Genomic DNA, 12,344 nt, shown 5'->3' with positions numbered 1-12,344 from the left:
ATAAATAAATGAAAAAGAATAACATTTTATTAGCAGTCACCGGAATGTCACCTCAAGTTGTCACCGAAACTATATATGCTTTATACGTTAATAAAAACGTAATTATTGATGAGATACAAATAATTACCACATCAAAAGGTCGAGATCAAGCCTGGATAAGTTTAGGTATGGAAGATGGTGAGAGTCCATCACAATTAACGCAATTGTGTAATGAATATAATTTACCGCCTATAAAATTTACAAAAGACAATATATTTGTAATTCCTGATAGTAATGGTAAAGAAGTTGCTGATGCTCGTAACGTAAGTGACCATAATGCCTTAGCTGATTATATAATCAATCATGTAAGAGAGCTAACTGAGCAGGATAACGTTAATATTTTTGCGAGTTTAGCTGGCGGACGCAAAACCATGACTTTTTTCATGGGTTATGCAATGAGCTTATTCGGACGTGCTCAAGATAGCTTATCACATGTGTTAGTTACGGAAGAATTTGAGAACGTAAAAGATTTTTTTTATCCAACACTTAAAGATAAACGTGTTACCAACTTCAATAACATCTCTTTTAATGCAAAAAATGCTGAAGTAACATTGGCTGAAATTCCATTTGTTCGCATGCGTGATGAAATGCCGGATCGCATTATTAAACGAAAAGCTAATTACACCGAAACCATTGAGTTAATGAATGTTTATAACGAAACGCCTAAGTTAGAGATAAATTTAATACAGAAAATAGTAAAAGCTAATAATATTAATATACCTATGGCGAATGCCGAAATAGCCTTTTTAGCTTGGTTTGCAAACTTAGCAAAAGAAAAGTCAAACGGAGTCAGCATTCCTTATGAAGGCCACCCTGACAAAGAGTATGCTGAAGCGTTTAAAAATTTTTATGAGATAATTAATAACGGTATAACGGAGAAAGTTGATCGTCCTTTGAGAAAAGGTATGGATCAAACTTACTTTAACGGTAGAAAGACAAACGTAAAATCGGCTTTCAATAAGGCACTAGGAAAACGCTCAGCAGAAAACTTTATTTTACAACCTATTCAAAAAATAGACGAAAACGGAACTGCAATGTTATACGGTTTAAAGATAGCGCCAGAAAATATAACGTTAATTACTAAAGAGCCGATTAAAGTTGAGCCTGTAATGGTGCTTTCTAAAAAGGCTTTGTAATAAAAAAAGTCTAAAGTAATTCATATACCTAACTCTGTTATGAATTACTTTAAGCACTTTATTTACATAAAAATAAATGATGCTATTTTTATGTGGTCTTGGGAGCCATTATAAAATTTGAGTAGTAGTTAAGGTGATAGCTTAAACCTTAATAAAGGTACTTGTATTAGCTCAGAGTAGATTTTACATATCACCTTAAAAGTTGATAGTGTAGATAGAAATAGGTCTAAATCGGTCATGAAATATTTTCTATTAGATTCTAGTTTTAAGATCGCTTATAGAATGAGGGGATCGGAAAGTCGGATATAGATATTTTAATGACCCTTCCATTTTTATTAAAATAAGCTAAGTTCAACTGGTTCAGTTGCATCACTTAAAACAGTTTTGTTGTTCATAATAAAACGAAACGATTTTTCAACAGTCGTTTTACCTATCCCTTTTACTCTGAGCAATCCATTAAGTGAATTAATATTTGGCTCATTCAGTGCCACTTTAATTTTTTTAATAGCGGCTAAATTTAACCCCGACTGAACTTTTAATTCATCATCAGTTAACGTATTAAATATTTGAAGAAAGCGAGGATATAAATCGTCTTCTGCACTGGGATCAAAGTACCAAATTTCTATATCTATATCTATATCCGTGTCGGTTAAGTACTCATTCATTAAAGACAGCACCTCAGACTCTTTAAGCCCCCCTAAACTTGCACCTAACAAAGGAAAAGCAATAGAGGTGATCCCCTTCTCTTTAAAAGTGCTGATAAACTTTTGTAAGCCTAATTTAATGTCATCAAGTGAAGAGTGATCTTTCCAATGTGTTTTTGTTGGAAAATTTAAAACCTTTGAGCAAGCACCTTGCTTTCTTTGGTCGTTGTATATCCATAATGTCCCCATTGTTAATTGTCCTTTAGCACAATAGCCTTGGTATAAATCAAACATTGCTGGGTATCTCAATTTAAATTCATAGGCGATGCCTGCACCCATTACACCAACACAATTAACGGTGTTAACAACTGTTTGGCTCTGGGTTGAAAATATATTTCCGTGCTTAATAATAATCATGCTAACTCCTAAAAAAACATATGTGAACAAACTTCAACACGAATACCATCAACCTTCAAATTGTTAATAATATACTGCTTAGTTTGTTCGGTTTCACAAAAGATTATTTCTAACTTATCTATGCTGACCTTGCCATGCACTAATAACTCAGACATCATAGCTGTTTTAATTGCTTCATAAGAATTACCCTGATAATTCCAGCGAGGGCTAAATACATAATCCCAATTTATTTGCTCTAAAAATTTTTTATCATTAGAAAAACAAGTATCTTTTCGCGATGCATTACCGTTAGTGTAAACGGCGCCAGGTGTTGCAATTATATTTTTATTAAAACCCAATACAACAATGCCGCCTTTTTTAAAGTGGCACTGATTACGATACAACATTGCATTTTTAGGGTTAAAATAAAAAGGCACGTAATCATGCATGCTCTTTTTGTAAATAGGCTCAAGGGCACTTCTTCTAGCATTTACTTCTTGATTACTAATATCTACTTTCTTATGCGGATTATTATGGGCAAGCAATCCGTTTGCCAAAATACCTTCTAAATTTCCTATGTGGGTCATATGATCAACGGTTGTAACATCAGAAAAATTATAAGCCATGTGTCTGTACCTCTAAATTATTAATAAAAAGGTGTGCTTGTTAAGCAGCACCTGTTTCAATAATTAGAAGTTTACAGACTTAAATATTTTTGCTTTTGTTGACAAGCTTGTGAAGAATTAGCTTACCTTTGCTTTCCACGTTTTTAATTGATTAGCTAGGCCATGAATAGCACTGCCAGATAAGGGAGTAACATTATTTAAATTTTTCACACGATCATGCGTATGGTCATTTAACTCAAATACACTTAACAATATCGCTTTGGCGTGGCTACCGCCAAGGTTACGCATTAAACTTTCAAGTTTTAAAGCAACATTTTGTCCTTTACCCGCTTCTTTCCAGTTGCTGGTTTTACATTCAACAAGCATCATTTGGTTATTATGTACCAGAACAAGATCAAGCTCGTTACTTACCGAGCTTTCAGTATTGTTTTTATCTAACCAATGGCCATTTACACTTGTTGAAACATAATCAATACCGGCATCAACAGCGGTTAAATAAGCAAACTCTTCAAACCAAGCACCGCCAATATAACGAGCTGCATCTTCTGACGTAAAAGTAAGGGTAGCTTCACATTCGTTGAAGGTTACTAAGTTGGCAATTTCGAGTTGTTGATAACAATTCACAATACTTTTAAACTTTGGCACCTGTGCAACCACAGCATTAAAGCTTTTATTGTTACTGCCAAAATCTGTTTGAGCCGAAATGCCGTTTAACATAGAAATTAAATTCGCTTCGCGTTTGCACAGTTCTAATAAAAAACCAGTGCTAGAGCGGCGTTCCATAATATTGTCGTGTTCACGGCAATGTTCATTCACTTCACTATTCACATTGAACTGATTTAAATATAAATAGTCATGAACATTCAACACATTGGCATAAGGTAATGGCGTGAACTTATTTTTATGAGGGTTGGTTAAAATAGTATTTTGTTTATCTATCGTGTCGGTGTAAAACACCATAGATTTTTCAGCTAAGTTATCAAAAACCTGAGTGAAAGCGATAGACATAGGTTTTGTTCCGCCAGTTGCATTTACCGCAATCATTGCATCAGGGTATTGAAACCTCAATTGTTCAAATAAAGCTTCGGCCCGTACAAAAAGTTTTGCATGGTCTGTACTGGTTTGGCAATTAATGGTTTCAATATTAGCAATACCTTTATTTCGATAAAAATGTTCGAGTAATACTGCTTTCTCTTTTAGCTTGTTATCACCTAATACTAAAATAATTTTCATTTCTTTATCAGTGTTACTAAACGTACCAATAACATTAGGCAATAACTGATGAGAAATTAAATTTATATGAATTATCAATGTAAGTTCCTTTTATATAAAAGTTGAGCTTTAAATTAACTTGGTATTATTGATGTGTATACTATCTGCTTGCATACTAAAGCGAAAGGCTATTGAAACAATTTGAAGTGATAATGATTAAATGAAAAATTAGACGTAATTAGAGTGTAAAAAAGAGGTAAATCTAACGAAAAAATTGATAATATTTTAAATTTTTAAATGGTATATGAAAAATATCCGCTGGCAAAAATAAACGATCCATTACTTCTGTAAGCAGAATGGTATTTAGAGATAGTCACTTTCATTATATTGAATAGGGAAGATAATAATGTCACTTAAAAACAATAAAAGATGTCAACACACTAAAAAATTTATAGTCGGCTCCTATTACGCACAATATAAATAGCAACTTTATGTTCAAAAAATAGACATAAGTTTTAACATTACAAAGCAAGCAAAAATAAACGCAACAAATTTAAGTAAATTCAGCATATTCTCTCCAGTATGGGGAGTTTATTAATTAATAAAATAAGATCATCATTTTTAATATCCGGCATTAGCCTTAGCCATATATTGGCAATTACAAGTATATAACTTGTTATTAAATATCAGTCTTTTTCACAAACTTGTAACCCATTTTAATTATGTTTCTCCAAGTGCGATTAATTATTTTTAGCAAGGTAAGTAACCCCCCACAACATACCAATAGGACTTGTTAAATAAGACTGTTGTCTTTTATTTTTTAACAACATCATAGTGTTGCCCTTTAAATTTATTGCGCTGTACAATCCCTTTTTTAGCAGGGTGTTGTTCTGAGACAAGCCGAAAATTGGGACGACTTTTACGACTGGTCTTAATCCCTTTTTTAGCAGGGTGTTGTTCTGAGTGAGCTTGCGGAAGATGGTGACATTCCTGAGTTGTCTTAATCCCTTTTTTAGCAGGGTGTTGTTCTGAGGAGGAAAGCTGTTCGGTATTACGCAACAGCCAGGTCTTAATCCCTTTTTTAGCAGGGTGTTGTTCTGATAGTAGAGGAGCTTGAGCATCGTGTATGCCAATAGTCTTAATCCCTTTTTTAGCAGGGTGTTGTTCTGAGACAAATACAGCAGCACCAGCACCAGAGTTAACTCGTCTTAATCCCTTTTTTAGCAGGGTGTTGTTCTGAGGGCCTTGAAGAGGTCCAAGCACTACGCAAACAACGTCGTCTTAATACCTTTTTTAGCAGGGTGTTGTTCTGAGATCATCAGGCTTAAGAGTAACCAAGCATAGTAGGTCTTAATCCCTTTTTTAGCAGGGTGTTGTTCTGAGGTTAGAGAAGCTGAGTACATAGAAGATATACAAATTGTCTTAATCCCTTTTTTAGCAGGGTGTTGTTCTGAGGTGATGAAGTCTTCATAGTGTGTGAACAGTTCAGTGAGTCTTAATCCCTTTTTTAGCAGGGTGTTGTTCTGAGAGTTCAGTGAGAATGTAGCATCTCTTAAGTCGGTCTTAATCCCTTTTTTAGCAGGGTGTTGTTCTGAGGGCGAACTCAGTGTCAAAGGTGGTCAAATGGCAGTCTTAATCCCTTTTTTAGCAGGGTGTTGTTCTGAGCGAATTCATGTATAGTCCAGCGTCCACCATAGTCTTAATCCCTTTTTTAGCAGGGTGTTGTTCTGAGTGGTTGAGTTCATCCACCACGCTCGCGGTATCACGTCTTAATCCCTTTTTTAGCAGGGTGTTGTTCTGAGAACAATAGCAAACGTATTCATAATCACAGAAGAAGTCTTAATCCCTTTTTTAGCAGGGTGTTGTTCTGAGCTATGTTCGCAACAATCAAATCTATCTTCGCATGTCTTAATCCCTTTTTTAGCAGGGTGTTGTTCTGAGAAAGTAAATAACATAATGTTTGATATAGAAACATGTCTTAATCCCTTTTTTAGCAGGGTGTTGTTCTGAGATAAGACTCTATTTGCACCTAACAGTGTGATATGTCTTAATCCCTTTTTTAGCAGGGTGTTGTTCTGAGCAGAAAAAAGCGTTCAAATGATTCGCGGTAAAGTGTCTTAATCCCTTTTTTAGCAGGGTGTTGTTCTGAGAGCATCAGGCGCACTCGTAGAAGTAGCGGCAGTCTTAATCCCTTTTTTAGCAGGGTGTTGTTCTGAGGGTCCAAGCACTACGCAAACAACGTCGCATCTCAAGTCTTAATCCCTTTTTTAGCAGGGTGTTGTTCTGAGGTTTATTTAAACCAGTTAGCGTCTACGCTTACAGGTCTTAATCCCTTTTTTAGCAGGGTGTTGTTCTGAGGTAAGCAGAGACGTATCTCAAACAAACAGGCGCAAGTCTTAATCCCTTTTTTAGCAGGGTGTTGTTCTGAGCTCGACACAGCAAACAACACATCGCCACTAGCGGGTCTTAATCCCTTTTTTAGCAGGGTGTTGTTCTGAGGCCTATCGTTTGTTTTCTTTATACTTATCATTCGATTAAAATAGGTCTTACAATTTTCAATCGTTAATGCAAAGTTGATGTGAATTTGTTTTATTTTGATTTCATAAGGTTCATGTATAAAAATTTTATGCATAAAAATTCATATATAAAGTCCGTAAACAATACTGTCATAACTTAGTTATCTTATTAAATTCATGGTTTTTTTTCAATATATATCACTAGTTTATTAATAAATATTTGTCACTTCCACTAAAACCTGGCTTAGGCCAATTTTCAAGGGTAGTACCTTGTATTGGATAAATACGAATGTCGTCTTCTTTATCATTAATAATGGCGATTAATTTCTCGACCATTTCGGTTAATGTATGTTGTTCAAGTAAGCTGTAATACACCGAAAATTGTAAAGGTACGCCATAATGAATTACCACTTTATGTACCCTTGATAATCGCTTTGCATCACGTATGTCGTAGCATATCAAATAGGATTTTTGCATCAGTCTACCTTTTTATTTTTTATATTAGTTTGCTGTTGTGAAAACGGCATAAATTGATTTGATATAACTATCGTTAAAGAGTGTATTAAAACTTTTGTGATTGATTAAACTCAGACGTACTGTCAATAATGCGTGCTAGAAATTGCGCGTGTCGTCTTAACTTTTTACGCCATAGCGTCATTACATCAGGCAGCGCTTGGTAAAAGTGTTTACGACCGGCTTTATTTAAAATACAAGCATTGTCGACTTTATTAAAATGGTCTAAGCGCAATATTCTTTGTTGGAATAGTTGCCATACCCAATGATCTACATCAGGACGTAAACATTCCTGTAGGTCGCAAGCAAGTGAAGCTCTACCATAACTAGTGGAATGAAGAATAGGTATCATTGGGTCTAGGCTTTGCCCGTGACACGCACGCTGTGCTTCGTAATATAATAACGTATAACTAAGCGATAAAATTACGTTCACCGGGTCTTTAGGCGGACGTTTAGTGCGTTTGGTAAATTCTAGCTCTGAATGAAATGCGCGCTTGAATGCCTGTAAATATACTTTAGATGAATAGCCTTCTATGCCCATTATTTCATTAACGCTGATTTTTTGGCTATTAAGCTTTATTTGTTGTTCGCGTAGTGTTTTGTTGGCAAAAAATAAAGGGCCCGCAAGCTCTTTTCGATGATCACTTAGGCTCTTCAATAAAGTGCGCTGCGCACTAATTTTTCGTTTAACAATTAAGGCTGAAAATCGGCTACGTAAGTTTTGACAACTTAATAAGTAGTATTGATTCATTTTTCTTAGCACATTCCCGTGGCTCTCATTAACACTTATAAAGCTAGCTTCAGGGTTTCTGTTGTTTAAACAAATCAGTGATACGTCAAACTTAGCCAGTTGCCTTAACATTCCTGATGACAACGCGCAGTCACAGCTGATCACTAACGAGCGTAAATGACTCAGAGGAATACTCGACATTGCATTACTTTCTTTAGCTTGGTCTTTACCTACACTTTTGCTGATGTATAAGCGTTCTTGATTACACTTTAGTTGAGTTGATTTTCTGTCTATAAATATTGTTTCCACACGTTACTCCTCGTTACAGCTTAAAAAACGATTAGCCGAAATAAATGTACTCAGCATTAACCGGCGCACTTGCCACACCCAAAATAATAATGTTCGATACATCATGAATAATTTGTAATTTTACTGTGTCACATTGATCAACAAGACTGTTGAGGTGTTTTTCAAATTGTATTTTTTGTCTAAGTGTTAAATAACATTCATAGGCTGAATACTGTCCACCAACCTGTTGTTTTTGCACTGCTGTTAATACTTTTTTACGCCTTTTATTACAGCTAATATCGTAACAACATATATAAAGCTTCTTTCTCATAATACCTCACTTAGCTTCACACATTAATATGTGAAACCGTAATTTATAAAGAGGGGGAGTTCCCCCCTACAATAATAAATGTAAACCTATTTTTAAAAAATTTAACAAGCTTGTGACCCCAACCCAACTTAATGTTTTTTGTATTATTTAAACAAGTTAAATAAATAGCGCCTCCAAAAACAATTCATCTAAGTAATGAAATTGATATGAGTAATTGTTTTATTAGGTTTTATGTCGAGGTGAAATTAAATGAATAAGGTATTTGATTAATTATGCATAATTACAGAACACCTACAGACGCGTTGTCTATTATTGCTAGCGCCATCTACACAATTATTGCTATTGCTAAAGAAGTTGGCATTGATGCCAGTACGCTTTTGCAATTGCTTCCCGCTAGTAGTGCTTTGTTGAAAGGTAGCTGCGTACCGGTAATACATAAAAAATATAGAGGGGCATGCAGTGTTCTGTTGCATATTAATCAGACAAACAGCGGCGAGTATTGGCCGTTTTTACGTTTTTCAACTTTTAAGCATGGTGGCTTAACATCTGAATTTAATGGGTTAACGTGGCTAAAAGAACAGAATAGTTTAAAAAAAAACACGGTTGATAGCTCAGCAAGTCAATATGAAAAAAAAGCCAATGGCTCTTTTGGAACCATGTCTAAACAGCTTGTAGTAACAAAAGCTAAATCTTTTATAAGCAGTACTATACCAACAGATGCGGTTGAAGAAAAAAAGCGTTTATATCGCTTTATTAATTTACAAGAAAATTATCGCATAGCTAACCCATTAACCATACAAGACGTCTGGCTTAAGCAAAGGCTAATGTCACATGCAAGCCCTACGTTACTTGCGCGTGTAAATGTTAGACGCACGGCTAATACTCTGCTTTTTCCGCTTTATCATGACCAGCACCAACATAGTGGATTTCATAAAATAATAAATACGGAAAATGAAGATAAAAAATTTCATTTTGCTAAAAAAATAGGTGTTTTTACTGGGAGTTATATCAAAGTATCGGCGTGTAGTGAATTTGCTCACCTTCCTATTGCTTTGTGTGAAGGCGTGGTTACGGGCTTGTCGCTTGGCCTAGTTTGGCCGGGTGAAATACGCATAGTGCTAAGTGCTAATAATTTATTACCAGTACGTAAAAATATAAAAAAATCGGTTGTTATTTTTTGTGATGAAGATGTGTGGAAACAAAAAGTAGGAAATGTTGGTCGTCAAGCCGCAATGAAGGCAAAACAGTGCGACGACATTGTTCAAGGTCCAAGGTTTCACTTCACCAGTTTAGGCAGAAAACCAACAGATTTTAACGACTTATTATGTTTAGAAGGGTTATCTGCCATGAATAATCAAATTGGCGATGTGTTAATTTCGAGACTCTGAACTCAGAAAATCACACAAGCTTGTTAAAGTCCAAAAACGATATAAAAGAATATAATCACTCATGTTGAATACAAGAGCGATGTAGAACTAAATATTGTCTGTTAGTAACCAGTAATGCGTAATCGCGCAATAAATTTTTATCTTTTTAGGGGCTTATATGCATTCGTTATCATCTAATAATATTTTTAGTATTACCGGCTCTGGCAAACAGTTTAACGAGCCAAGTCGTGGTACTGATATTACTCCCGCAGCTTATGAATGTGTGAATGAAGTTAAAACAAAGGCGATGGATCTTTATGAAGATTTATCAAATAAAAAACTTGGCTTTGTGTCTAGAAACAGCCAAAAAGATATTATAAAAGCCTGTGCTAGTGCTAATTATCATAAGCAAACATTAGTAGCCCAAGCAGGAACTGGAATTGGTAAAACAATGAGCTATGTATTAGGAGCATTACCGCTACTTAGTCAAAAAAATACGAAACTGGTTATTTCAACCTATACCGTTGCTTTACAAACACAATTAGAAGAAAAAGACTTACCCGAATTAATTGCTCATTTAGCCCCTGAATTAACCTTTGAAGTGGCAAAAGGTGCTGGGCATTATTTTTGCCCAGTACGTGCGACTAATGCACTTGCTTCAACAATGAATGTTGATGCTGATCAAAATCAAGACTTTTTTAGTGATATTGATGAACAAACACAGATATCTTCAGATGAAAAAAGAGCCATTAATGGGCTGCAAAATGATTTTATAAATAATATTTTTGATGGTGATTTAGATAAAAGTGTAAGACCACTAAATAGCAAAATTATATCTAAGGTTAACCGTAACGTAAACCATTGTCCAGGTAATAAAAAATGTAACAAATCAGACATTTGTCCATTTTATATTCAGCGCAAAAAAGTGCAACTTGCGAATATTATTATTACCAATCATGCGCTTTTATCTCGTACCACTTTAGGCGGACATTCAACCTTTTCTGAGCGTGGTTTTGGTGACAATTTATTAGTTATTGATGAGGGCCACCGTTTTCCATCCGTATTACGAGATGCTAACGAAGCCGGATTTTCTTTAGGTCGCTTTACTAAGTTATTAACAAAACCGGCAGCAATGTTGAAAAAAACAACTAAATTTGTTGGTTTTGCTCAATTAACAGGGCAACAGCATGAGGCTCAATCACTTAAGTCAGAAATAAGTTCTCTGGTAGGAGGATGCGAGCGCGCAATTAAAAGGGTACTTGCCTTAAATGATTTTTTAAAAAACAATTTCAATGTGTTACGCGGTGAAGTAAAGCAGTTTGATGATAAAGATGCCTGGGTAATGCCGCCTTCAAGTATGAATACTACATTAACTACGTTGATTAAAGAGTGCTCTCTGGAATTGATTTTTGTATATAGCGTGTTGAATACAGTGTGCAAAAAAAACAATGAAAGCTCTGAAACATATTTTAATGATTCATCAAACAAAGCCGACAAGTTTAAGCAAACCATAGTGATGAACTTACATACCTTAAAGCAGGAAGTTAACAATGCACTTATTTGTTTAACTTACTATACGAGTTTTGCCGAGATACAAGGGCAGAAAGCGAAAGTAGAGTCGGGTGTTGCTCGGTGGATCACTCGTACTGAAAGTAAACAAGACGGCACGTATTTTGAATTTCATGGTAACTTGCTAAATGTTGGTTTTTGCTTTCAAGAGTATTTTGCTAAAAAATATTATTCTGTAGTACTTACCAGCGCTACGTTAGAGCGCTTAGGCAGTTGTGACGGATTTCTGAATGAACTCGCTATTGATAAACGCCAACCTAATAATGTGGTGAAGTTGTTTAGCTCTCCTTTCAACTATAACAACACACAGTTAAGTGCGCCTATTCGTTCTGGTAACCCAAATGATCCACAGCATAATAAGGTTGTGGCAAACCAGTTAATGCCATTAATGGCAAGGCATAAGGCCATTTTAGTGTTATTTACTTCTAAAAAAGCATTAGAAAATACTTATGAGCTTTGCCCTCCAACAATAAAAAAGCTGATATTACGTCAGCACAGTCACAGTAAAAGTGAATTAATTAAACAGCATAAAGCAAATGTTGATAATGGAAGTACTTCTATTTTATTTGGCGTTGACGGATTGTCTGAAGGTGTTGACTTACCTGAGCATTATTTAACGTGCGTGGTGATCACTAAATTACCTTTTCCGCTTTTATCAACGCCACTATTTAAATACGAAACCATGTGTTTAGAGGCGAAGAATGAGAGAGCTTTTATTAAGCAAATGTTGCCGTTATGTTCACAAAAACTTATTCAAAGTGTTGGCCGATTGATCCGATCTGAAAAAGATCATGGCGAAGTGGTCATTTTAGATTCTCGCGTAAATACACAGCGTTACGGCGCCCAGTTAATACAATGTTTACCTATGTATAAAGCGCCAGATTTTCAATTTGAACGCTGAAAAAATTAACCGTAGTAATAGCACAATTGCACACAAGCTTGCGAATTCAAAATTTCGTTAAAACTTCATTATTATA

9 protein-coding genes and 1 CRISPR repeat array are annotated in these 12,344 nt (G+C 35.2%); of the genes, 3 read left to right on the top strand and 6 right to left on the bottom strand.

All coding sequences use genetic code 11. From position 1 onward, the window contains the following. Positions 1-8 precede the first annotated feature (8 nt). Positions 9-1,175, top strand: coding sequence for a CRISPR-associated ring nuclease Csm6 (csm6, locus tag A3Q34_RS04930; protein ID WP_070374346.1), 1,167 nt, complete (start codon positions 9-11; stop codon positions 1,173-1,175). A 335-nt stretch (positions 1,176-1,510) separates the two neighbouring features. Here the strand turns inward: csm6 and A3Q34_RS04925 are convergent, their stop codons facing one another. The 6 genes from A3Q34_RS04925 to cas2 (A3Q34_RS04900) form a co-directional block, all read right to left on the bottom strand. Next, entirely contained in the window at positions 1,511-2,236 is a 726-nt protein-coding gene (locus A3Q34_RS04925; RefSeq protein ID WP_070374345.1) for a macro domain-containing protein, read from the bottom strand. Positions 2,237-2,244: 8 nt separating this feature from the next. Continuing rightward, on the bottom strand, positions 2,245-2,841 hold the full coding sequence (locus tag A3Q34_RS04920; protein WP_070374344.1) for a DUF4433 domain-containing protein: 597 nt from the start codon (positions 2,839-2,841) through the stop codon (positions 2,245-2,247). Positions 2,842-2,958: 117 nt separating this feature from the next. Next, positions 2,959-4,152, bottom strand: a complete 1,194-nt coding sequence (locus tag A3Q34_RS04915; protein WP_070374343.1) for a Card1-like endonuclease domain-containing protein — start codon at positions 4,150-4,152, stop codon at positions 2,959-2,961. Between the two features lie 760 nt (positions 4,153-4,912). Next, positions 4,913-6,552: direct repeats of the CRISPR family, unit length 36 nt; unit sequence GTCTTAATCCCTTTTTTAGCAGGGTGTTGTTCTGAG. A gap of 218 nt (positions 6,553-6,770) precedes the next feature. Beyond that, the gene (gene cas2, locus A3Q34_RS04910) at positions 6,771-7,046 is read right to left on the bottom strand and encodes a CRISPR-associated endonuclease Cas2 (RefSeq protein WP_083277900.1); all 276 of its coding nucleotides are present in this window, start codon (positions 7,044-7,046) and stop codon (positions 6,771-6,773) included. Between the two features lie 85 nt (positions 7,047-7,131). Continuing rightward, positions 7,132-8,121, bottom strand: coding sequence for a CRISPR-associated endonuclease Cas1 (gene cas1 / locus A3Q34_RS04905; RefSeq protein ID WP_070374341.1), 990 nt, complete (start codon positions 8,119-8,121; stop codon positions 7,132-7,134). Positions 8,122-8,152: 31 nt separating this feature from the next. After that, positions 8,153-8,431: a CRISPR-associated endonuclease Cas2 gene (gene cas2, locus A3Q34_RS04900; RefSeq protein WP_070374340.1), complete on the bottom strand. Its 279-nt coding sequence runs from the start codon at positions 8,429-8,431 to the stop codon at positions 8,153-8,155. Between the two features lie 272 nt (positions 8,432-8,703). On the opposite strand from cas2 (A3Q34_RS04900), the gene A3Q34_RS04895 reads away from it, so the two are divergent. Both A3Q34_RS04895 and A3Q34_RS04890 read left to right on the top strand, forming a co-directional pair. After that, positions 8,704-9,819 carry a hypothetical protein gene (locus tag A3Q34_RS04895; protein WP_070374339.1) on the top strand — a complete coding sequence of 372 codons (1,116 nt, stop codon included), beginning with the start codon at positions 8,704-8,706 and terminating at the stop codon, positions 9,817-9,819. A gap of 157 nt (positions 9,820-9,976) precedes the next feature. Continuing rightward, positions 9,977-12,268: a helicase C-terminal domain-containing protein gene (locus tag A3Q34_RS04890; RefSeq protein WP_070374338.1), complete on the top strand. Its 2,292-nt coding sequence runs from the start codon at positions 9,977-9,979 to the stop codon at positions 12,266-12,268. Positions 12,269-12,344: the final 76 nt, after the last annotated feature.

This window comes from Colwellia sp. PAMC 20917 (assembly GCF_001767295.1).
In the GTDB taxonomy this organism is placed as follows: domain Bacteria; phylum Pseudomonadota; class Gammaproteobacteria; order Enterobacterales; family Alteromonadaceae; genus Colwellia_A.
This window is presented reverse-complemented; position numbering and strand designations above follow the sequence as displayed.